General features: G+C 39.1%; 20 protein-coding genes. 10 read left to right on the top strand and 10 right to left on the bottom strand.

The window, feature by feature from the left end:
• Entirely contained in the window at window positions 1–873 is an 873-nt protein-coding gene (locus SAE01_RS17850; RefSeq protein WP_218029186.1) for a sigma-70 family RNA polymerase sigma factor, read from the bottom strand.
• Between the two features lie 295 nt (window positions 874–1,168).
• On the opposite strand from SAE01_RS17850, the gene SAE01_RS17845 reads away from it, so the two are divergent.
• On the top strand, window positions 1,169–1,552 hold the full coding sequence (locus SAE01_RS17845; RefSeq protein WP_147205156.1) for an START-like domain-containing protein: 384 nt from the start codon (window positions 1,169–1,171) through the stop codon (window positions 1,550–1,552).
• Here the strand turns inward: SAE01_RS17845 and SAE01_RS17840 are convergent.
• Complete coding sequence (locus SAE01_RS17840) at window positions 1,549–2,130, bottom strand: hypothetical protein (protein WP_147205155.1); 582 nt, start codon at window positions 2,128–2,130, stop codon at window positions 1,549–1,551. The genes SAE01_RS17845 and SAE01_RS17840 overlap by 4 nt on opposite strands.
• A gap of 107 nt (window positions 2,131–2,237) precedes the next feature.
• Here SAE01_RS17840 and SAE01_RS17835 point away from each other — a divergent pair, with 107 nt between their 5' ends.
• The 3 genes from SAE01_RS17835 (at window position 2,238) to SAE01_RS17825 (ending at window position 5,647) form a co-directional block, all read left to right on the top strand.
• Window positions 2,238–3,680, top strand: a complete 1,443-nt coding sequence (locus tag SAE01_RS17835) for an LptF/LptG family permease (RefSeq protein ID WP_147205154.1) — start codon at window positions 2,238–2,240, stop codon at window positions 3,678–3,680.
• Window positions 3,681–3,689: 9 nt separating this feature from the next.
• Window positions 3,690–4,448 carry a superoxide dismutase gene (locus SAE01_RS17830; protein WP_147205153.1) on the top strand — a complete coding sequence of 253 codons (759 nt, stop codon included), beginning with the start codon at window positions 3,690–3,692 and terminating at the stop codon, window positions 4,446–4,448.
• A gap of 200 nt (window positions 4,449–4,648) precedes the next feature.
• Window positions 4,649–5,647: a cation diffusion facilitator family transporter gene (locus SAE01_RS17825; protein ID WP_147205152.1), complete on the top strand. Its 999-nt coding sequence runs from the start codon at window positions 4,649–4,651 to the stop codon at window positions 5,645–5,647.
• Between the two features lie 229 nt (window positions 5,648–5,876).
• On the opposite strand, the gene SAE01_RS17820 is transcribed toward SAE01_RS17825, so the two are convergent.
• On the bottom strand, window positions 5,877–6,515 hold the full coding sequence (locus SAE01_RS17820) for a hypothetical protein (RefSeq protein WP_147205151.1): 639 nt from the start codon (window positions 6,513–6,515) through the stop codon (window positions 5,877–5,879).
• Window positions 6,516–6,756: 241 nt separating this feature from the next.
• Here SAE01_RS17820 and SAE01_RS17815 point away from each other — a divergent pair, with 241 nt between their 5' ends.
• From SAE01_RS17815 to trmD, 3 genes are all read left to right on the top strand, one after another.
• Window positions 6,757–8,130: a dipeptidase gene (locus tag SAE01_RS17815; RefSeq protein WP_147205150.1), complete on the top strand. Its 1,374-nt coding sequence runs from the start codon at window positions 6,757–6,759 to the stop codon at window positions 8,128–8,130.
• A gap of 188 nt (window positions 8,131–8,318) precedes the next feature.
• A complete protein-coding gene (locus tag SAE01_RS17810; RefSeq protein ID WP_147205149.1) occupies window positions 8,319–8,711 on the top strand; it encodes an RNA-binding S4 domain-containing protein in 393 nt (130 codons plus the stop codon).
• Between the two features lie 111 nt (window positions 8,712–8,822).
• Window positions 8,823–9,500 (top strand): tRNA (guanosine(37)-N1)-methyltransferase TrmD, encoded by a 678-nt coding sequence (gene trmD / locus SAE01_RS17805; RefSeq protein WP_147205148.1) that lies wholly within the window; start codon window positions 8,823–8,825, stop codon window positions 9,498–9,500.
• Window positions 9,501–9,518: 18 nt separating this feature from the next.
• On the opposite strand, the gene SAE01_RS17800 is transcribed toward trmD, so the two are convergent.
• The 5 genes from SAE01_RS17800 to SAE01_RS17780 form a co-directional block, all read right to left on the bottom strand.
• Window positions 9,519–10,304 carry a mechanosensitive ion channel family protein gene (locus SAE01_RS17800; RefSeq protein ID WP_147205147.1) on the bottom strand — a complete coding sequence of 262 codons (786 nt, stop codon included), beginning with the start codon at window positions 10,302–10,304 and terminating at the stop codon, window positions 9,519–9,521.
• A 57-nt stretch (window positions 10,305–10,361) separates the two neighbouring features.
• Window positions 10,362–11,249: a DMT family transporter gene (locus SAE01_RS17795; protein WP_147205146.1), complete on the bottom strand. Its 888-nt coding sequence runs from the start codon at window positions 11,247–11,249 to the stop codon at window positions 10,362–10,364.
• Between the two features lie 85 nt (window positions 11,250–11,334).
• Complete coding sequence (locus SAE01_RS17790) at window positions 11,335–12,111, bottom strand: polyprenol monophosphomannose synthase (protein WP_147205145.1); 777 nt, start codon at window positions 12,109–12,111, stop codon at window positions 11,335–11,337.
• Between the two features lie 76 nt (window positions 12,112–12,187).
• Window positions 12,188–12,958 (bottom strand): 3'-5' exonuclease, encoded by a 771-nt coding sequence (locus SAE01_RS17785; RefSeq protein WP_147205144.1) that lies wholly within the window; start codon window positions 12,956–12,958, stop codon window positions 12,188–12,190.
• Between the two features lie 55 nt (window positions 12,959–13,013).
• Entirely contained in the window at window positions 13,014–14,378 is a 1,365-nt protein-coding gene (locus tag SAE01_RS17780; RefSeq protein WP_147205143.1) for a UDP-N-acetylmuramate--L-alanine ligase, read from the bottom strand.
• 224 nt (window positions 14,379–14,602) lie between these two features.
• On the opposite strand from SAE01_RS17780, the gene ytxJ reads away from it, so the two are divergent.
• From ytxJ to SAE01_RS17765, 3 genes are all read left to right on the top strand, one after another.
• Window positions 14,603–14,935 carry a bacillithiol system redox-active protein YtxJ gene (ytxJ, locus tag SAE01_RS17775; protein ID WP_147205142.1) on the top strand — a complete coding sequence of 111 codons (333 nt, stop codon included), beginning with the start codon at window positions 14,603–14,605 and terminating at the stop codon, window positions 14,933–14,935.
• Between the two features lie 480 nt (window positions 14,936–15,415).
• Entirely contained in the window at window positions 15,416–17,764 is a 2,349-nt protein-coding gene (gene glf, locus SAE01_RS17770) for a UDP-galactopyranose mutase (RefSeq protein WP_147205141.1), read from the top strand.
• The gene (locus SAE01_RS17765) at window positions 17,733–19,919 is read left to right on the top strand and encodes a family 1 glycosylhydrolase (RefSeq protein ID WP_147205140.1); all 2,187 of its coding nucleotides are present in this window, start codon (window positions 17,733–17,735) and stop codon (window positions 19,917–19,919) included. Before glf ends, SAE01_RS17765 begins: the two co-directional genes overlap by 32 nt.
• A 300-nt stretch (window positions 19,920–20,219) precedes the next feature.
• Here SAE01_RS17765 and SAE01_RS17760 read toward each other — a convergent pair whose 3' ends face one another.
• Window positions 20,220–21,203, bottom strand: a complete 984-nt coding sequence (locus tag SAE01_RS17760; RefSeq protein WP_147205139.1) for a GSCFA domain-containing protein — start codon at window positions 21,201–21,203, stop codon at window positions 20,220–20,222.
• Between the two features lie 131 nt (window positions 21,204–21,334).
• On the bottom strand, window positions 21,335–22,204 hold the full coding sequence (locus tag SAE01_RS17755) for a hydroxymethylglutaryl-CoA lyase-like TIM-barrel protein (RefSeq protein WP_147205138.1): 870 nt from the start codon (window positions 22,202–22,204) through the stop codon (window positions 21,335–21,337).
• Window positions 22,205–22,219 lie beyond the last annotated feature (15 nt).

Below are 22,219 nucleotides of genomic sequence, written 5' to 3'. Positions count from 1 at the left end.
TCAACCTAAATAGACCCTCAGTTCTTTACATCTGGAAGTGGTGCGAAGCTTTGTAATGGCTTTATCTTTTATCTGCCTTACCCTCTCCCGGGTGAGCGAGTACCTTTCTCCTATATCCTCAAGACTTAGCGGGTGGTCAACACCAATACCGTAAAAAAAACAGATAACATTCTTTTGCCGTTCTGTTAGGGCTTTTAAAGATCTATCAATTTCCATTTTTAATGACTCTCCATGTACAAGTTGTTCATCTGCCTGGTCTGCATTTGAGTTTACTAATACGTCTATAAGCGTGTTGTCTTCGCCATCAGATAATGGACTATCAACACTTACGTGACGAATTCCCATTTGAAGCGTAGTAGATACTTCTTCGGCAGTAATTTCGAGTAGTTCTGCCAGCTCTTCGGTAGTTGGTTCACGTTCAAACTCCTGTTCAAGTGTTTGGTACGCCTTACTGATTCTATTAGTAAGGCCCACTTTATTTAAAGGCAGCCTTACAATACGACTTTGCTCCGCAAGGGCCTGCAGTATGCTTTGACGTATCCACCAAACTGCGTAAGAAATAAATTTAAAACCTCTTGTTTCATCAAACCTTTGGGCAGCTTTGATGAGACCAAGATTGCCTTCATTAATTAAATCGGGTAATGTCAGTCCCTGGTTTTGGTACTGCTTTGCAACTGAAACTACAAACCTTAAGTTTGCTTTTGTTAATCTGTCAAGTGCCTTCTGATCTCCTTCCTTAATTCTAATTGCCAATGCTACTTCTTCTTCCGGTGCTATGAGTTCGACTTTTCCAATTTCCTGAAGATACTTTTCAAGACTTTGAGATTCACGATTTGTAATTGACTTCGTGATCTTAAGTTGACGCATACTCATAATGCTTTTGTTTTAGGGTAACTAAATGAATAGGTAATAATGATTTTAACGTGTGAAGTAATTGGGGGGAGATTTCTTATCACCAAAGTAAGAAGGTTTTACGTAACAAAAAAAAAATAATAGACGTTGTTAAAACATCATTCCATTAAATAATTTTAATGGTTGTATGATGCTTATAAACGGTAGTTTAAAAGGTTTAATCATAGCAGAAAAACAAGCGATTGAAAAAAATATTTTGGCTCTATTATTAATTTAATATTATTGCAAACTTTCGTTTCTACGACAATAGATTATTATGAGCAAAAAACAATTGTACACATTAGAATACCCGGTAAGATGTTCGCCGAGTATTTTATTTGAATTCTTATCAACACCTGCCGGCTTGGGTGAATGGTTTGCTGACAAAGTTGATGAGAACAAAGAACACGTCTTCACTTTCACATGGAACGACTCAAGCGAAAAGGCTCAGTTGGTTGATATGACAGAAAATAAATCCGTTAGATTTCATTGGGTAGATGCACCTAAAGAAGAATACTTTGAATTCGAAATTGAAAAATCTGAAGTAACAAATCAAACTATACTGGTCATTAAAGATTTTGCAGAGAAAAAAGAAATTAAAGATCAAACGCAATTGTGGGAATACCAGATAAAAGATTTATTCCATAGAATTGGTGCTTAAGAAGCTAATATCTTAATAAGCAATTTAAAATTTTCTTCAAAAAAAGTTTCAGCTTCATCCCACTTATCAAGTGGGATTTTTTTTGCGATTTTTAGATACCTATAATCTTCAAAATCATACTTTTTCTCCGGTTGTAATGGCTGATAATTGTCACTTTCAAAATGATGTTGCCACGGATCATCAGAGGAACCCACATACCAAGACTCAAATAATTTCTCATCTATTGCCTTCTCGATGTGCGGCAAATAATCATTCTTGTATTGTCCGCTTAGCTGGAGGGTAATACTGAAAAAATTGCCCCACCAGAAGAAAGTCCTGATAGCAAATACATCTACTTTTCCAAATTGTCGAGGGTAGTCTAAAATGACATAAGGCAGCCCCTTGTAATTTTCTCCTCGGGAGATTTTAGGAGTAATAAGATTTAAACTAGGAGAACTTTCAATTATTATAACGTTCTTATAAAGTTCACTAAGACCTCCAAAGAACTCACATACCTTTTGAATAATCTTGTTTTTAGTTAACAGCAAATGCTGATCTGTTACAAGTTTCATTTCGTACTCTGTAAGAGCAGTAGCCATATCAGTATAATTATAAAAGAAACAAGTGTTAATAAATAGTCTCTGAAGTTGAGCAATAAGTATCCATCTGTCTAATGCACTAAATTTGTCGCTACTCAATCTGCAAAGTGATTAAAAAACTTGACACATTAATTATAAAAGCTTTTGTAGGGCCCTTTTTCGCAACTTTCTTTATCGCGCTATTCGTACTGGTAATGCAGTTCTTTTGGCTATATATTGATGATCTCGTAGGAAAGGGTCTTGATATAGGAACACTTGCACATCTAACCGGCCTTGTCGCCATTAACTGGGTACCATTGGCCTTGCCTCTTGCCCTATTGCTTTCATCGATTATGACGTTTGGAAATCTTGGAGAAAGTTTTGAACTAATTGCGATCAAGTCGGCTGGTATTCCTTTGCTTCGGTTTATGCAGCCCCTGTTCATTGTTTCAGTTTTTATAGCAGGTATTTCTTTTTTGTTTGCAAATAATATTATGCCTGTTGCCGTCTTGAAGCTTAATACATTAAAGTATGATATTATCGTGGCGAAGCCAGCATTCGACATAAAAGAAGGTGTATTCTACGATAAAATAGAAGGGTATGTAATTAAGATCGGCCGTAAATCAAAAGATGGAAATACAATTAAGGACGTGATTATTTACGAAAAGAATTATGGTTTGCAGGATTACAGCCTTGTCGCCGAGAGCGGCGTTATGAAAGTTGCGCCGGGAAACAAATTAGAGTTTGATTTAAAGAACGGCTGGCGCTACGAAGAAAAAGGAAACCGTTTAACAACGAACACCCAGTTTACTCGAGTAGGCTTTAAAGAATACAAAAAGATCTTAGACCTCAGTAGCTTTCAAATGAGTAAGACTTCTGACAGTGCATTCCGCGACAACTATAAAATGCTTAGCGTTAGACAGCTTAGTAAAACGATTGACTCTTTAAAAAACACTGCTTCTCTTTTTGAAAAAAGGGCACAAAACGAAGTATCTATCTATTTCACTTTTCCAAAATATGCTGATACAGGTTTGAATAAAATTGACCCTAAAAGTTTGCCTGTCGTAAAAAGTACAGATGACCTGATACCAGATTCGGCAAAGACATTAGTAAGGGATAGGGCACAAACACAGGTTAGTTCTGCCAGGGCTAATATCGACCTCATTGCCACTGATTATGATACCAAACAAAAAGACATTAAATACCACGAAATAGAGTTGCAGCGGAAGTTCACTTTGGCGTTTGCTTGTGTGATCTTATTTCTTATCGGTGCCCCACTAGGCTCTATCATCAGGAAAGGTGGCCTTGGTACTCCTTTGGTGTTTGCTGTAATCTTCTTTGTTCTATTTCACCTCCTAAATACATTCGGCGAGAAGTTTGTAAGAGGTGGTGTAATGTCTGCCTTTACCGGTATGTGGCTTTCAACTTTTGTATTGATCCCTATAAGTTTTTTTCTTACTTATAAAGCCATGAAAGATTCGCAGTTATTCAACCAGGAGTACTATTACCGGTCCTTCAAAAGGCTTCGGATTATTTTATCTAATTTTAAAAATAAAAGAATTACCACTTAAAAGATTCGTATGAAAAAAGAGCAGTTATCCAGGCGAAGTTTTATTGAGCAAGCGGGCAAGGCGGGAGTGGCACTAAGCCTTTCTACTACAGTATTGCCTTCAGTTTTTTCTTGTAATGCCGCTCATGCAATGGTTAAAAACTTACCCCCGATCCCTTATACGCAGCAGCCTCTACCCTATAGTTACAGTGCCCTTGAACCTTCTATTGACGCAACTACAATGGAAATTCATTATTCGAAACATGCCGCTACTTATGCTAAAAATCTAGCAGAAGCAACTGCCGCTGAAGGGGTAAATCCTGCTAATACAAGTCTTGAGAATTTGCTCGGTAATATTTCAAAGTATACTCCCAAAATGCGCAATAACGCGGGAGGACACTATAATCATGAACTATTCTGGAAAGTGATGGGGCCGAAACAAAGTGCAAAACCAGGCCAACGCCTGATGTCAGCTATTACAAGAGACTTTGGCTCCTTTGAAGCTTTTACAACCCAGTTTAGCGATGCAGGTAAAAATCGTTTTGGCAGTGGCTGGGCATGGCTTGTAATGACACCTGACAAAAAATTAAAAATAGGTTCAACACCTAACCAGGATAATCCATTAATGAATGTAAGCGACTTAAAAGGGTTTCCTGTTTTAGGCCTGGATGTGTGGGAACATGCCTACTATCTTAAATATCAAAACAAAAGACCTGATTACATTACCAATTGGTGGAACGTTGTTAATTGGTCATTTGTTAGCGAGCGTTTTGATACTGCTGCGAAATAAGCAAAGTTCTTGTTAAGGGGTGAAGGTTTGCATGTATTTAAAACCATTTTTGAATTAATGATATATTTAAAAGCACTGCTACATTTGCAGTGCTTTTTCACTTCTATTTATGTTGTAATAGCCCTTATCATCTTGACCTATTTACCAGAAGAACCAATCATCGTGGTTTTATTAGTCAGCCAAATAAAAAGTATAAGCCTTTGCAATCAGCGAGTTATAATTTAAAAGTGCAGAAGTGGATCACTGCTTTATCGGTTGTCCTTTTTGTGGCTAAAGTCATTGCCTACTATCTTACCAATTCACTCGCTATTTTAACGGATGCTTTGGAGAGCATTGTGAACGTAGTAGCTGGAGGCATAGGACTATATAGTCTGTTTATAGCAGCAAAGCCACGGGATGAGGAACATCCGTACGGACATGGGAAAGCGGAATTTGTTTCAGCAGCCGTGGAAGGAACCCTGATCGTTGCTGCAGGAGTTGTGATTTTGTACGAAACGATTATCAATTTTATTTCGCCCAACCCATTAGGTAAGTTGGATGCGGGACTAATAATGGTAGCAGGCACCGCCATCGTGAATTATGTCGCGGGAGTAATCTGCCTAAAAATTGGCAAAAGAAACCATTCTCTCGCTCTGCAGGCCAGTGGGCGTCATTTGCAAACTGATACCTGGTCTACCCTCGCCATTATTGTCGGATTACTACTAATGGTTGTTACAAAGCTTTTCTGGCTTGATAAAGTGATTGCGATTTTTATGTCAGGCTATATAATGTATAATGGCTATAAGATTATAAGACAATCGTTGGCGGGCATTATGGATGAACAAGACATGCAGCTTTTGCAAGAGATTGTCGACTTCTTAAATAAGAACAGGCGTGTTAACTGGATTGACCTACACAATTTCCGCATCATAAAATACGGTAGTCATCTTCACATCGATTGTCACCTTACTGTTCCCTGGTATTTGAACGTGCACGAAGCACAAAGTGAAATTGACACTTTGATGAATTTAATTACAAGGGAATTTGGAAGCGCAATTGAGTTCTTTGTTCATACTGATGGTTGTCTTGCTTTCAGCTGCCCCTTGTGCGACAAACTCTCCTGTCCCGTAAGACAACATCCTTTTGAACATAAAGTAGAATGGACACTTGAAAATCTTCTCACCAACCAAATGCACCGCCTCAAAAAGGACGCTGCATAAATTGGCTCAGCCTCTGCTGACTCCTCTCTTAATCGAGAAAAACCGGCAAAGGCTGATGGATGGCAAATCGCTCAATCGTGAAGCAAATGTAATGAGATAAGCGATACATGTAGAAAAATTGTGATTAATTTTTTTCCACTTTAATTAATTTATACTTAAACAAATCTCTCCTGCTTTCAATTCCTGCAACTGCACTTATTAGGACTTGTTGCCGTCTTTTTGTGCTTCCTTATTTTATCTCGTAAGATATTATTTCCTGTTTTGAAGTATAAGGCTGGGCACCGGGAGCTGTAACTGCGATCGTGTCTTCTATCAATCCAACGCCTTGCGCATAATAGAAATCTCCTCCTCCAACCACGGTTCCAAACAAAGAGATATCTAATCTTACATGCGTTACATTATCAAATAACTTTCCATTTACTGTACGACTTTCTCCTTTGCCTTTAATAGCATAGTTTAAGTTTGCCGTAAGATTTGCGCCCAGGTAAGTAAATGATGCAGTCCCTGTCCATGTATCGTTTAACCCTTTATCATCTTTTAAATACAACTCCTCAAAGCTATTAACACCGATGGAAGGGAAAGAGGCAAAACGGTAGTAATCAGATCCAATCTTTCCCATGTAGGTAGTAGAGCCGTCTGAGCTTGTATACACTTTATATGTCTTACCATTTGCGGTAGTATCACGGTTCGTAGCAGTAAGTTTAAATGTGGTAGAGGCGGTGCCTTCAGTATATTTATAAGTCCAATTACTACCGGTTGTCGAAGGGCCAAAATTATTTGCCGGAGGATCTGCTGCGGTTTCCTTTTTACAAGCTGTTACTAGTATCGCTGCCGCTATAAAATATATCGGCAAAAGGGCTTTTTTCATAGTTTTCTTTATTTATTCTTTTTGGATTATTATTATGAATTTTACTCCGCTACCTGTTTAAAGCTTTGAAGCTTTTTACTGTCGATTCCCGAAAATTAAAGATAAAATTTTTCGTCGCAACTCGTTTTAATATTTCTCATCGCGGCATCCTTTCAGTATTGGTTCGTTCATATCTTTTTATTTTAAGTGCATATATTCGCCCTGTATTTATTCCTAACAGATCCTAAAAAAAAGCTACCAAATGCAAGCCTGGAAAGAGTATCAATCGAAAAATAAAGATCGGTTTTTAAATGAACTGCTGGAGCTGCTTCGTATACCTAGCATCAGCGCCAGGAGTGAACATAAGGCAGATATGAAAAAGTGTGCGGAGGCAGTTAAAGAAAGACTATTACAGGCCGGCGCAGATAAGGCAGAAATATTTGAAACGAGTGGCTATCCGGTTGTATATGGAGAGAAAATGGTTGACCCAACAAAACCAACGGTCCTTGTTTATGGCCATTACGATGTACAACCTCCTGATCCATTAGAGTTGTGGCATAGTGGACCATTCGAGCCTGTCATAAAAGATGATAAGATTTATGCAAGAGGTGCTTGCGATGATAAGGGACAGTTTTATATGCACATCAAGGCGTTTGAAACAATGGTGCAAACAAACAGTCTTTCCACAAACCTTAAGTTTATAATAGAGGGCGAAGAAGAAGTTGGAAGTCCAAACCTCGCCACTTTTATCAAAGAAAAGAAAGACATGTTGAAAGCAGATGTCATACTAATAAGTGACACTGCTATGCTTAGCCTTCAAACCCCGAGTATAGATGTTGGCGTTCGTGGCCTTACCTATATAGAAGTAGAAGTTACTGGCCCGAACCGCGATTTGCACAGCGGAGTGTACGGTGGCGCGGTCGCTAATCCAATCACCATTCTTGCAAAGATGATCGCCAGCCTGCATGACGAGAACAACCATATAACCATTCCCGGTTTTTACGATGACGTGCTAGAGTCTAATGACACAGAACGGGCTGAAATGGCAAAAGCACCTTACGACGAAGATGAGTATAAACAAGATTTGGGCGTTAAGGAATTATGGGGCGAAAAAGGCTATACTACCAATGAAAGAACCGGCATCCGCCCGACATTAGAAGTGAACGGTATCTGGGGTGGGTACACTGGAGAAGGGGCTAAAACAGTTTTGCCTTCAAAAGCGTTTGCCAAAATTAGTTGCCGCCTTGTTCCAAACCAGACGAGCGCAAAAATGACCGAAGTGCTCATTAAACACATCGAGTCAATCGCACCTGGCGGTGTATCGGTTAAAGCTTCTGAACATCACGGCGGCGATCCTTATTTAACTCCCGTAGATAGCATCGAATACCAGGCTGCCGCTAAAGCTATCGAGACAACCTTTGGCAAATCTCCCATTCCCGTTAGGGGTGGCGGAAGTATTCCTATTACTTCCCTTTTTCAAAGTATGCTTGGGCTTAAAACCGTCTTCCTAGGCTTTGGTTTAGATAGCGACAACCTACATAGCCCGAATGAAAAATTCGATCTTGCTAATTTTTATAAAGGCATTGAAACCATCCCTTATTTCCATAAATATTTTGCAGAAATGAAAGGTGACTAAGAACCTTTTTAAGTAAGAAAATCAATCCCGGCAATAATATGTCGGGATTGATTTTAGCCAACATTTAAATAAAATGCAGCTTTTGTTGCGACGCTCCGTTGTAACTGTATCACTCGGTGCAGCTGGCATTCATTTTATCATTTGAGCTAATTTTGAAAATCAGCAGTTTAAATGTTTTAACTATAGTTATGGCAGAAGTAAAAGAAAAATTACGAATAGACAAATACCTGTGGGCGATACGCGTATTTAAAACCAGGAGCCTGGCAAGTGAAGCCTGCGAAAAAGGCAAGGTAAAATTTAAAGGAGATTCGATAAAAGCCTCAAAGGCTGTTACAGTGGGCGACGAATATGAAATAAAAACTGAGGCAAGAAAGTGGATTATAAAAGTAACTGGCCTGCTTGCAAATAGAGTTCAATATGCTGAAGCTGTAAAGTATTACATAGACCTTACGCCTTCAGAAGAGCTTGAACCAACAAAAACACAAGCGACATCATTTCATACCGGCAAGCGACTTAGCAAAATTGGACGACCAACCAAAAAAGAAAGAAGAGATCTCGATGATTTTGTCGAAGATGTTTAATTGTGGAAGACTTTCAGTGTCTTATTGACTTTAAGTTCCATTATAATTTTACCTTCTAATAGCTCCGCCCAAGTTCAGGCAGTAAAGGTGTGTTTATAGTATTTTTGACAAATGAAAATTGACATTCTCAGTGTTGTTCCGGCTTTGTTGGAAAGCCCTTTCTCTCATTCTATCTTAAAAAGGGCAAAAGAAAAGGGTTTGTTTGAAGTGAATGTTATTAACCTCCGCGACTTTAGCACGAGCAAACAAAAGCAGGTCGACGACTACCAGTTTGGAGGGGGCGCAGGAATGGTAATGATGTGCCAGCCATTAGCAGATGCAATAGATACATTGCAGCAAGATCAAAAATATGATGAGATCATTTATATGACTCCTGATGGAGCAACCTTCAATCAAAAGATAGCGAATCGGTTATCACTGAAAGAAAACCTACTTATTATCTGTGGGCACTACAAAGGAATTGACGAACGTATTAGGCAACATTACGTAACAATGGAAATTTCGATTGGAGACTATGTTCTAAGCGGTGGTGAACTAGCCGCCGCAGTCGTAGTAGACTCCATCGGAAGATTGATTCCGGGGGTTTTAAGTAATGAAACCTCTGCCCTCTTCGACTCCTTCCAGGACAATTTGCTAGCTCCTCCGGTGTATACCCGACCGGCAGATTTCAAAGGCTGGAAAGTACCAGACGTGTTGCTGGCAGGCGACCCTAAAAAAGTAGATGAGTGGAGAACCAACCAATCTATTGAAAGAACAAAAGAAAGGAGGCCTGATTTGCTAGAGGATTAAAATGAATAGATCGGGCATTTACAATCCCGGAAGTTTAATACCTCCAGCAACAACATCTTCCATGATTTTTTGCTGCAATTGTAACTTGATATCCTGGTAACCTTCAGGCTTTACCCACGTGTTGACTATAACTTTATAGCCGTCAGGATCTACAGACGAAACACCGATACGAAATTTTGGCTCTTTCAAAAGATCTGTGTTAGCCCGGATTGTATTTTCCAGCACTGCTCTCACGTTATCAAAAGGGATTGCAAAAGGAAGCTTTATCTCGACATCGAGTCTTCGAATTCCCTCCCTGCTAAGATTTACAATCACCTCGTTTGACAATTTGCTGTTTGGAAGAATGACAGTTCTATTATCGAACGTTGTTACGATGGTGTAGAAAATTTCTATTGAATGAACGATGCCTTCATGCCCCTGCGCGATAATATTATCACCAACCCTAAAAGGCTTTAGAATAAGAATTAAAACACCGCTGGTAAAGTTTTGAAGTGTACCCGACAAAGCCAGACCGGCAGCTACACCAAAAGCACCCACAAATGCAGCAAAGATGGTCATCTGTATACCTACTACCTGCATTGCCGCAAGCAAAAGAAGACCTTGTAAAAAGATAACTGAAACACTTAATAAAAAAGGACGAAGCGATGGATCAACATTGCGTTTATCCAGGGAGTTATGCAGAAGGTTTTTTATTTTTCCTATTACCCAAAAACCTATTGATAAAAGTATAAGCGCTACAATTGCTCGCAGTCCATATCTCACAATCCAGTTATATCCTTTTAAATAAAAGTCTTCGAATTTCATTCAAACCAATTTTAGTGACAAATGTAAAAACAATACCATGAAGGAGTTTTACACCCCTTACCTAACGCTAACCAAATCCTTTCGACTCTTGATAACACGCAGCATTTGCAGCACCACAGCTAAGAGTATTAAACCAAAGCCATAATAGAACCACTTGCTTAAATACTTATTCTCGTTATACACAACAAATGCAAGTATAATTCCATAAACAGGTTCAAGGTTCAGCGTAAGGTTTTGAGTAAAAGCCGATATTTTTTGCAAAGCTTGCAATGAGAAATCCATAGCAGTAATTGTGCAAACCCAGCTTAATAATACCAGCCAAAAAAAATCGGGCTTTAACGGAATCCAATGATCGGTTGGCAGAAAATAAAGGTAAAAAGGCATTAAAACGGTCAGCAATAAAAAGCCTCCGCACAACTCGTATAACATCACTGTTCGAGGTGCGTTGTAGGAGACCTGGTTTTTATTTAGAACGGAAAAAATGCAAGTGAGCAAGGCGGCAACTACGCCAAGGATTATTCCTATTTTGTACCGGGGATCAAAATGAAAAATAAGATAGATGCCGACAATGGCTAGCATTCCTAAAAGAACTTCTGTTAGAATTAACTTCTTTTTCGATAATAGAGGTTCAAGAAGAGCCGTAAATAAACCGGTGGAAGAAAGGCAGGTTAAAGCAATAGATACATTTGAGTATTTGATGCTTCCATAAAAAAAGCACCAATGGAAAGCAAGAAGTCCACCTATGCCGAACAGTTGCCAGCGTTGTTTTGGAGACACGGATTCAAGCTGCTTTTTCGCCCGCATCAAAAAGTATAAAGTAGCTATCGTGATAATTAGGCGATACCAAACTAGTAAACCTTCGTTGAGGGAAATTAACCTACCTAAGACGCCCGTGAAGCCCCATAAGAATACTGCTATATGCAGCTTAAGTAAAGCATTCTTCATGAAGCGCAAATATAGGGCAACGGAAAAGCTGTAGATAAATTTGAGCGGGAAGGTTTACTTTAAATGTATTTGAGACAAGAATGGATTACACCTTAAACTGGTTAGGCACAGCCACTTCAGATGGGTTTCTAACGCGGCGACGATAATCTTTGAATACGCTGCGAAACTGAATTTTCAAAACCCCTAAGACACCTTCCTTTATAATTCCTTTACTCATTTTAGAAGCTCCATCTTTTCTATCAGTAAAGACGATTGGCACTTCTTTTATTTTAAATTTAAGCTTCCAGGCAGCAAACTTCATTTCGATCTGGAAGGCATATCCGACAAATTTAATCTGCTTGAAATTGATGTTTTGAAGCACTTCTCTTTTATAACATACAAATCCTGCCGTTGGATCTTTGATTGGCATCCAGGTAATTAATTGCGTATATAGTGCGCCCCCTTTTGAATAAAACATCCTGTCCCATGGCCAGTTATCAATTCTTCCTCCTTCTACATAACGACTACCAACAGCTACATCTGCACCTTCATATCTACAGGCAGTGTATAACCTTTCAAGGTCGATAGGACGATGTGAAAAATCCGCATCCATTTCGAAAATGAAATTATAACCCCTTGAAATACTCCATTTGAAACCGTGTATATAAGCGGTGCCTAAACCTTGCTTACCTGATCTTTCTTCTAAGAAAAGTTGCCCATCATACACTTCCATCAAATCCTTTACGATATCTGCTGTTCCATCGGGTGATCCGTCGTCGATTATTAACAGGTGATATCCCTGCTGAAGCGAAAAAATTGCTTTAATAATATTAGCAATGTTTTCCTTTTCATTGTAGGTGGGTATGATTACAATTTTTTCCAAAAACAGCAGAGGTTAGTTGTGACCGAATGTACAAATTATGTTCTACTACGAAAGTATTCTTAAAACTAAATTACACTTAAACTTTTTTCAATAAAGAGCGCTTCATAATCTCTGTAAGCTTTTGTTTTGTGTGTAACGGAAAATCACCTTTCATCATCCAATCATAATATTGAGGTTCAGCTTTTAAAACGTCTTCTACACACCGGCCTTTATGCTTACCGAAGTTGAATACTTCCTTACAATCGACCCTCACAAAACGACGGGCAAAGTCAACCATATCTTCTTCACCACAAAAGCTGCAAATTGATTCAAGGGTCACACCAATTTCAGGGTATCTCTCAATCTGCGCTTCCAGAATTTCAGCGGTAGCTGCTGCATCGGCTTCAGCTCCGTGTGCTCCTTCTAACGTTTTTTGGCAATAGAATTTATAGGCAGCGCTCAAAGTTCTTTGCTCCATCATATGAAAAACCCGTTGCACATCAATTAGCTTTCTACCATCAATCGAAAATTCAAGTCCCGATCTTAAAAATTCTTCGACCAGCATCGGTATATCGAACCGGTTGCTATTGTAGCCTCCCAAATCACACTGGTCGATAAACTGTTTTATTTCATTTGCTACCTGTTTAAACGAAGGAGCGTCTTTCACCATTTCGTCTGTAATTCCGTGTATGTCGCTTGACGATTTTGGTATAGGCATTAATGGATTGATCAACCTTCTTTTTGTATGACGGCTTCCATCGATGCCTACTTTCACCATGGCGATTTCAACAATTCTATCTACGGCAAGGTTAGTTCCAGTAGTTTCCAGATCAATAAAAGCAATAGGTCTTTTTAGTTCTAATTTCATGTACGATTATTCAAAACGGGTATTAAATAGTTTATGCAAAAATCTGTATTATTTCTTATTTGGCAGCCGTTATCTTTTCAGCAAAACCGTTAATATCTAAGCCGTCATAATTGCCGCTGCTCATCAAGACCAGATTCGAATTTTCATACTTTTGCCCCGAGAGCCAGGAAGACAATTGGCTTTTATCTGTGATAACATCAAGGCCATCTTTATTGAAACCATTCTTAACCACTTCTTTTGGTAAATCTGGCATTCGTTTAAGTTGCAATGCGTGATGCGAATAAAACACTGCCGCTTTATCCGCCTTGTCAAGTGCGCCTGCATATTCCCTCATGAATTCTTCATTCAGGCTGCTGAATGTATGCAGTTCCAAAACAGCCACTAATTGCCTGTTCGGAAATTGTTGTTTTACAGCATCAATGGTTGCTTTTACCTTACTTGGAGCGTGTGCAAAATCACGATAAACAATGGTGCTATCATTTTCACCAATCTTCTCAAGCCGTTTGCTCGCACCGGTAAAAGTTGCCATTGCCTCTACAAACGTCTGAGAGCCTACATCAAGGTATTTGCAAGCATACCAGGCCGCGTTAAGATTAAGAAGATTGTGATCTCCAAAGACTTTTAACGGACCGGTCGTTTCTTCAATGCTAACGGTAGTTCGTCCGTTTTCAATTGTATGCATGGGAATTGCATAGGGCTGAAGGTGAATGTCTTCCCGTCTATTTTGCAAAACCAACTTGTTCAGTATTTCGTCGGTTTCGTTGTATATCAAATGTCCTTTAGGTTCAATCTTATCTATAAAAATTTTAAACTGCTCGAGATAATTGTCAAACGTTGGAAAGACATTGATATGATCCCAGGCAATGCCGGTGATGATAGCTATATGAGGAAAAAGAAAATGGAATTTTGGCCTCTTCTCAATCACACTTGCTGGGTACTCGTCTCCCTCACAAACTATGACTGGTGCATCGGTTATATTGACTGACTGATCGAACCCTTCCAACCGAGCTCCTACCAGGTAGTCAAACTGCTTTTGTGCATAATTTAACACCTGCATGATCATACTGGTAGTGGTAGTTTTTCCATGACTTCCTCCTACTACGACGCGTGTTTTTAATGTACTTTCTTTGTAAATATATTCGGGAAATGAGTAGAGCTTTAAACCTAATTGACGGGCTTTTTCTATTTCGGGATTATCACTTTTTGCATGCATTCCCAGGATAACTGCTTCAAGCTCAGGATTAATTAAATCGGTGTTCCAACCCATCGATTTAGGCAACAACCCTTCTTTTTCTAAGTTTGATCTGCTTGGTTCAAAAATCTCATCGTCAGTTCCAGTTACCTCGTAGCCTTTTCTTTTTAGAGCAATTGCTAACTGGTGCATAACACTGCCACCAATTGATATAAAGTGAACTTTCATTAATTTTTTTATCTTTGAAATATTCCGTGCAAAATAACCGTTTATTTGTCTAATAAAATAAACTATGAAAAAGACATTTATTGCAATCGCTACAGTGATACTCTTCAGCAGCATGCTTGTATCTTGCGCTTCAAGTCGCCAGGGAAGTTGCCCTTCTCATAACCCGCGTTATTTTTATAAGGGATAATTTTTTAGTAGAGTTTACATTTAAAAGAGGAGATATTATGAACTGGATCGAACTGAAAAGTGAGGATCAATTGAATGTTATTAAAGAACAATCAAAGTTAAAACCGCAGGTAATTTTTAAACATAGTACCCGCTGTAGCATTAGTGCGATGGCAAAAGGAAGACTTGAAAGAAGTGCAGCTCCCGACAACGCCGATTTTTACTTTCTCGACCTTATCGCGCACCGCGGTATTAGCAATAAGATATCTTCTGAGTTTAGTGTCTTTCACGAAAGCCCTCAAATACTTTTAATAAAAAACGGAGAATGTATATATGACGAAAGTCACGGTTCCATCTCAATGGACGAAATAAAAGAGCAGGTATCTGCTTAACCTTTCTTCAAACTAATATAAAAATGCATCCCCTACCGGATGCATTTTTCATTTGTAGGTTCAAACGATATTCAGGCATATTTAGAAAATCTAGGAAAGGATCATTCAGCCGAAAATCATTATAATGCGGCATATGTCAGCTGCTAAACTCCAGTCTTTTCTTTAAGTAGCCTAAAGTACTGAACGGTTAAAACCGAAAGTACCTAATCAAACTTCCAATTTTCCCTAAATGGTAGTTTACTCTCTTTTACCCGTTTTTCTAAAAAAACCCCGATTAAAACTGTTTAGTTCTTCTCTTTCAAAGTTTAAACGTTTGTGCAGTTATTTCCACACTACCTCTCTGGCTTTTAATTTAAACACTTTCAAAAAGTTTGATATTACGAATTTTTAATGTATTTCCTAAGTAAAAAAGAATGGCACGTATTTAATACTATATATGTGCGTATCACTATCTCTGACCTTAAAATATAACATTGAACTATGGAGGTAACAAACAGTTTTTTTAAAACCAATAATGGCTACAACTTAGACGGACATTCAAATAATCCATCTACCCTTATTTGTTTTTCTCACCTACGATGGGACTTCGTTTACCAGCGTCCTCAACACCTTCTTTCTCGTTTTGCTACTATGTTTACCGTCTACTTTGTTGAAGAGCCTTATCATGATGCTCCAGGTGAACCTACTTTATCTTTTACTCCAAAAGCTGATAACCTCTGGATAGTAAGGCCACATCTTCCAAACGGTATTTCTCATGACGAGACTGAAAGATTACAAAAGAGTTTATTAGACCGTTTTTTGAAGAACAAGAATTTGGATGACTTGATTTTCTGGTATTATACACCAATGGCACTTGCTTTTTCAGCTCATATTAAGCCTGCTCTTACTATATATGATTGCATGGATGAGTTGTCTCATTTCAAAAATGCTCCGGCAAGGCTTACAGACTTTGAAAATGATTTGTTTAAAAAAGCTGATATTGTTTTTACCGGTGGTCAATGTTTATACGATTATAAAAAAGACAAGCATAAAAATATACACGCATTTCCAAGCAGCATAGATAAAAAACATTTCGAGCAGGCCAGAACTGTGAAAGAAGAGCCCGCAGACCAAAAAAATATCGCTGGACCTAAACTAGGTTTTTATGGTGTGATAGATGAAAGGTTCGATATAGAATTAGTGAAGAGAATGGCAGAATTAAAGCCCGAGTGGAACTTTGTTTTACTAGGTCCTGTAGTTAAAATTAATCGCGACTCCTTACCTAAACAATCTAACGTGCACCTACTAGGAGGAAAGAGTTACGACGAGTTACCTCATTATGTTTCTGGTTGGGACGTAGCGTTAATTCCTTTTGCGATAAATGAATCAACAAGATTTATTAGCCCAACAAAAACTCCTGAATATTTAGCTGCAGGCGTTCCTGTAGTTTCTACTCCTATTACTGATGTCATTAATCCTTATGGGAACAAAGGCATTGTAAAAATAGGATCTACTGCAGAAGAGTTTGTAGCAGCGGCAGAGGAATACATGAAGATGAACAGAAGCAATTGGCTCCCTGAGGTGGATGAATTCCTCGCAGACAAAAGCTGGAGTTCAACTTTTATGGAAATGCTGAAAAGGATCAACGCAACAATAGCTAATCAGAAGAAAAACAAGACTGTTGCAAGAGCATCAGAGAAATACACTTATGATTATCTGATTGTTGGCGCTGGCTTCGCAGGTAGTGTGCTTGCGGAAAGATTGGCTTCTGTTGGCAATAAGAAGATTTTAATAATAGATAAAAGAAATCATATCGGCGGTAATGCATATGATTATTACAATGAAGATGGCATTCTGGTACATAAGTACGGTCCGCACATTTTCCATACAAATTCTGCTGATGTCTTTAACCATCTAAGCAAGTTTACAGGTTGGCGCAACTACCAGCACAAAGTATTAGCCAATGTAGATGGTCAACTCCTTCCAATTCCAATCAACCTAAATACAATTAACAAGTATTATGGCTTGAATCTAAACGGACTGGAGGTTGAAGAGTTTCTTGCGTCAAGAGCTGAAAAAGTGTACCCGGTTAAAACTTCTGAAGATGTAGTGGTGAGCAAAGTAGGCAGAGAATTGTATGAGAAATTCTTCAGGGGATATACCCGCAAGCAATGGGATTTAGATCCTTCTGAACTGGATGCTTCAGTAACCGCAAGAGTACCAACAAGAACAAATAAAGACGACCGCTACTTCACCGATACTTTCCAGGCGATGCCTGCTCATGGTTATACAAAAATGTTTGAAAAGATGCTTTCGCATCCGAACATAAAAATCATGTTGAACACGGATTATGAAGAAGTGATGAATGAAGTGAAATTTAGAAAGCTGATTTTCACCGGACCGGTAGATGAATTTTTCAATTACAAATATGGTAGGCTTCCCTACAGGTCATTGCGTTTCAAATTCGAAACACTAGAGACGTCACAGTTCCAGGAAACCGGTACTATAAATTATCCTAATGATTATGGATTTACAAGAATTACAGAATTCAAACACTTAACCGGGCAAAAACATGATAAGACGACTTTAGTGTATGAGTACCCAGAAGCAACAGGAGATCCTTATTATCCGGTTCCGAGACCAGAGAACGAACTGTTATATAAAAAGTACGCTGCTTTGGCAAACCAGCTAACCAACACTTATTTCGTGGGTCGACTAGCCACTTACCGTTACTATAATATGGACCAGGTTGTTGCGCAGGCACTTTCTACGTTTAAGAAGATCATGCAGTCCGAATTGTCCACCAAACTGCACACAGATGAAGACAGAGTTTACCAGAAACAGAATTGAGATATGGGGCGGGCTTGAATGTTCTCTCAATAGGGTTGAAGATAATTACATGGACCAGTTAGTTCTTTCTGGTCATTATAAAAGAGGGTCTGAGGATATAAAAAGATTTTCAGAACTAGGGATTAAAGCGCTTCGCTATCCAATTCTTTGGGAAAAGCATGCGCCGCAAAAAGATGAAATAATCGATTGGAGTTACTCAACAGCAAGATTAAATGAATTAAAGCAAGCCGGCATTGAACCCATTGCCGGCTTGGTTCATCATGGAAGCGGCCCTGTGTATGCTGATTTTTTTGACGGCTCTTTTGCAGAAGGTCTTGGTCAATATGCAGGAAAAGTAGCGGAACAATTCCCTTGGCTAACCTACTATACTCCAGTAAATGAACCGTTGACTACGGCTCGTTTCTGCGGTCTTTATGGTCACTGGTACCCACACAGAGCCAACACTTTAGATTTTCTGAAGATTTTACTTGCTGAATGTAAAGGGACTATTCTTGCTATGCAAGCGATTCGGAAGGTAAACCCTAACGCAAAGCTTGTTCAAACAGAAGACATAGGCAAAACTCAAAGTTCTTATAAGCTAAGATACCAGGCTGACTTCGAAAATAAACGCCGCTGGTTGTCGTTCGACATCCTTTCGGGTAAAATCAATAAGGATCATTCTTTATGGGGCTATCTTATTGGTGAGGGCCTTTCTGAGGCAGATTTTAAATTTTTCGAAGAAAACCCTTGCCCTCCGGATATAATGGGTGTTAATCACTATGTTACTTCCGAACGGTATATAGATGAAAGGATCGAGAAGTTTCCAGCTCATGCTGTTGGAGGAAACGGGATAGATGTTTATGCAGACGTTGAAGCAGTACGGGTTGGAAGGAATCAGGGGCCTGAAGTGTTGTTTAAGGAAGTGTGGGAACGTTTTCATTTACCTATTGCTATTACCGAAGTTCATCTGCATTGTACGCGTGAGGAACAATTAAGATGGTTTAACTACATCTGGGCTGCGGTAAACAAATTAAAAGATGAAGGCGCAGACATAAGAGCAATAACAGCCTGGGCACTTTTAGGATCGTTTGACTGGTGTAGTCTGCTAACAAAGCCGGTTGGAATTTACGAGCCGGGATTATATGATGTAAGGGCACTCGCAGAACCAAGACCAACAGCTTTAACTAAACTTGTTAAATCACTTGCAGAGGGAAATGAATTCAACCACCCTGTTCTAAAAGAAGAGGGTTGGTGGAAAAGATCCTGTGCGGTTACATACCAGTTGGAGGATTTAACTACCACCTGTCCGCCTGTGAAGAAAGCCCAGGGAAACCCTTTAATTATTATTGGAAAGACAGGCACACTCGCAGCCGCTTTTACTCGCATTTGTAACCTGCGTGGTATTCATCACATAACACTAGGTCGTCAAGAAGTTGACATATCAGATCTGGCGGATATTGAAAGAATGGTGAAGCATTACAATCCGTGGGCGATTATTAATACTGCGGGATACTCTAAAATTGACGAAGCAGAAAATGAAGCAGAAAATTGTTTCATGGTAAATAGTGTTGCTCCTAAGTTTCTTTCAACTGTCTGCAGAAAGTACGGCGTTCAGTTTGTTACTTATTCTTCAGACCTGGTTTTCGATGGAAAAAAGAACAATCCTTACCTCGAGAGCGACTTTGTTGCCCCTTTAAATGTGTATGGCCAGAGTAAGGCAATGGCGGAGGAGAATGTGTTGAAAAATGACCCTGATGCGCTAATTATTAGAACCGGCGCATTCTTTGGACCGTGGGACAAATTGAACTTTGTACATGAGGCGCTAAAAGCTTTTTCAATCGAACAGGAGTTTGCGGCGCCTAATGATGTAATTGTCTCGCCCACTTATGTCCCCGACCTTGTACACACTACACTTGATTTATTGTTAGACGAGGCAAATGGTATTTGGAACATTTCAAATAAAGGCAGTATTAGCTGGGCAATGTTGGCTTACGAAGTGGCAAGCAGAAGCGGCTATAATCCCAAACATTTTAAAGCTGTCTCACTGCCGGAAATGAATTTTATAGCATCTCGACCTGCATATAGTGTGCTTACCACTGAAAAAGGGTTCGAACTACCCGGTCTTGATAATGCTTTGGATAGATTTTTTAGAGAACAGGAAATGATCACAATGTAAACGATCAAAGAATCAATAGCAATCTCCTGGCCCCAAGCCATAGAAGTGGGTCAGGAGATTTTTTATTTACCCACGTTTGTAATTCTTATCAGCATTGTTGTGTCACTCACTTGTACTTTTCGTTTTTTTTATTCAGCAGCTTTGAAACAAAAAGCATGACATTTTTCTGTTGGCAAAAAGAGAATCAATAAAAGCGGGTGTTTGTAGTATAGGCAAAAATGCCCTAAAAACACTAAAAGTAAAAGTGTGCGACGCAAGAATGAAGCTATGAAAAACTGAAGCTGGAAACACACCCTTTCCCTACAAATTTCTCTTGGAAAAATAGGTTAGCTCCTTGGAAAAATCTAACTCAGGTAGCTTTTCCTGCAACTGCCTTACTTTTTCGAAACTACTTTTCAGGAAAGATAAATGCGACTGCGTCTGCGGTTGAAACGGTTTGTGACGATACCCGTTTGATATCTTTTTGATTTCCTCCATATAGTTCCTTGTGTTGGGATCTATAAAGCTCTGTTCAAACTTTTCGAAGACAAACTCTGTGGCAGCATAATTGGGATGAACCAAATCGATGTCATAAAAACGATAATCACGCAAGACATCAATGACTAGCTCATAAGATGGAAAGTAATGAGAATGTTCATACTTATCGACAAGTTGATGAACTGCCTCAATCAATCTCGCCTTACTGCGATTATTTTCCACCACCCCATCACGAATATGGCGGACGGGGCTAATAGTAAAAATGATTTGCAAAGTCGGGTTAAAATCCAAAAGCTTTTGTATACTTTCTTCAAGTACTGACACCGTCTCTTCTGTAGTAAGCATGTGCTTATTAAACCACTGGCCTGGGGCGCGGTGGCAATTTGCAACCGGCTGATTATCTTCCGTCAGTTGGTAAGAAAAAGATGAACCCAACGTTATGATGAGCCAGGTGGCTTTCTTTAATTCGTCGTGGGCTTTTCGTTGAGAGAGATTAATATTCAGCAACACATTGTTAGCATCCATCCCCGAAAAGACCGAATGATGGTTCCAGCTTTGCCATAATTCATTCAGATAAAAAAGATCAGCTTGCTTGTATTTTTTAAGATCAATATAGGAGTTTAGACTTTTGCTTACGCTTACGGGGTCAAATAAAATTCCGTTAGGGTTTTGTATCATGGAAAACTTCAGCTCCTCCAACCTGCGCCCAATATGTTCGGTGAAACACGAGCCAATCAAAAAAATCTTATCGGCGTAAGTTATCTTCCTGGCAGGAGATTTAATTTCTACATCTAACATGAGTTTCATACTGCAAATTTGAATTAGTTGATTGAAAATTTGAAAATGAAGTTCATATTATGTCAAACTGAAAAAAAGATCGCAAAACACTTCAAACCTCAGCCGAGTTTTAGCGAGTTATATTAGTGGAATATAGAATGCTATATAAAAATTTGTTCCGCTAATTTCAAAGAGTTCGCCAACGCTTCCTCGTCTATCGTGCTCATTATATTCATCTCTTTAAAGTACCTGATCATCCATTCGGTGTTCATGTTGCCTATCAAGTCATTTGTCGCCATCGGGCAACCGCCAATTCCCTTCAATGCACCGTCAAATCTTTTACAGCCTGCTTCCACTGCTGCCTCAAGTTTCTCTCGCCAATTGATAGCAGTTGAGTGGAGATGTACTCCAAACTCTGCCTGAGGATAAGCTGCAATCAAAGTGGCAAGTGCAAAATTAATTTGATCGGGAGTTGCTATGCCGATAGTGTCGGCAAGGGAAATAATTTTAATATTTTTTTTAACCATTTCGTCAGCCCAGTGCAATACAGTCTCTTCGGTATATTCATCGCCGTACGGATTTCCAAAACCCATACTTAAGTACAACACAAGCTCCTTTCGACTTTTTAAACATAGATTCTGAATTTTGTCTAAAGTAACAAGACTCTCTTCGATACTGCTGTTTGTATTTCTTTTTTGGAAGGTTGGAGAAATGGACAACGGGAAACCCAAATAACTGATTTGGTCGAATTGAGTTGCTTCTTCGGCTCCCCGAACATTTGCGACAATAACAAGCAGTTTTGTTTTAGTCCCCTCTAACGATAGTTGACCGATGACATCCTTTGTATCGGCCATTTGCGGAATTGCCTTAGCTGACACAAAACTTCCGCAGTCAAGGGTATCAAAACCTACTTTAAGTAAATTGTTTAGATAAGTAATTTTTGTTTGTGTTGGAATAAATGTCTTCCAACCTTGCATTGCATCTCGCGGACACTCCACCAATTGTGCTCTCTTACTGTAACTTAATGACATGAAGCAAAGTTACAG

The organism is Segetibacter aerophilus (genome assembly GCF_007991655.1).
Taxonomy (GTDB): Bacteria; Bacteroidota; Bacteroidia; order Chitinophagales; family Chitinophagaceae; genus Segetibacter; species Segetibacter aerophilus.
Note: the sequence above shows the minus strand (reverse complement) of the source record. Positions and strands in the feature narration are given on the sequence as shown.

Excerpts from the sequence above, each read along its gene's own strand:
- SAE01_RS17850 (WP_218029186.1), bottom strand. The coding sequence starts at position 873 with ATGAGTATGCGTCAACTTAAGATCACGAAGTCAATTACAAATCGTGAA.
- SAE01_RS17845 (WP_147205156.1), top strand. The coding sequence starts at position 1,169 with ATGAGCAAAAAACAATTGTACACATTAGAATACCCGGTAAGATGTTCG.
- SAE01_RS17840 (WP_147205155.1), bottom strand. The coding sequence starts at position 2,130 with ATGGCTACTGCTCTTACAGAGTACGAAATGAAACTTGTAACAGATCAG.
- SAE01_RS17830 (WP_147205153.1), top strand. The coding sequence starts at position 3,690 with ATGAAAAAAGAGCAGTTATCCAGGCGAAGTTTTATTGAGCAAGCGGGC.
- SAE01_RS17820 (WP_147205151.1), bottom strand. The coding sequence starts at position 6,515 with ATGAAAAAAGCCCTTTTGCCGATATATTTTATAGCGGCAGCGATACTA.
- SAE01_RS17815 (WP_147205150.1), top strand. The coding sequence starts at position 6,757 with ATGCAAGCCTGGAAAGAGTATCAATCGAAAAATAAAGATCGGTTTTTA.
- SAE01_RS17810 (WP_147205149.1), top strand. The coding sequence starts at position 8,319 with ATGGCAGAAGTAAAAGAAAAATTACGAATAGACAAATACCTGTGGGCG.
- trmD (WP_147205148.1), top strand. The coding sequence starts at position 8,823 with ATGAAAATTGACATTCTCAGTGTTGTTCCGGCTTTGTTGGAAAGCCCT.
- SAE01_RS17800 (WP_147205147.1), bottom strand. The coding sequence starts at position 10,304 with ATGAAATTCGAAGACTTTTATTTAAAAGGATATAACTGGATTGTGAGA.
- SAE01_RS17795 (WP_147205146.1), bottom strand. The coding sequence starts at position 11,249 with ATGAAGAATGCTTTACTTAAGCTGCATATAGCAGTATTCTTATGGGGC.
- SAE01_RS17785 (WP_147205144.1), bottom strand. The coding sequence starts at position 12,958 with ATGAAATTAGAACTAAAAAGACCTATTGCTTTTATTGATCTGGAAACT.
- SAE01_RS17780 (WP_147205143.1), bottom strand. The coding sequence starts at position 14,378 with ATGAAAGTTCACTTTATATCAATTGGTGGCAGTGTTATGCACCAGTTA.
- ytxJ (WP_147205142.1), top strand. The coding sequence starts at position 14,603 with ATGAACTGGATCGAACTGAAAAGTGAGGATCAATTGAATGTTATTAAA.
- glf (WP_147205141.1), top strand. The coding sequence starts at position 15,416 with ATGGAGGTAACAAACAGTTTTTTTAAAACCAATAATGGCTACAACTTA.
- SAE01_RS17765 (WP_147205140.1), top strand. The coding sequence starts at position 17,733 with ATGAAGACAGAGTTTACCAGAAACAGAATTGAGATATGGGGCGGGCTT.
- SAE01_RS17760 (WP_147205139.1), bottom strand. The coding sequence starts at position 21,203 with ATGAAACTCATGTTAGATGTAGAAATTAAATCTCCTGCCAGGAAGATA.
- SAE01_RS17755 (WP_147205138.1), bottom strand. The coding sequence starts at position 22,204 with ATGTCATTAAGTTACAGTAAGAGAGCACAATTGGTGGAGTGTCCGCGA.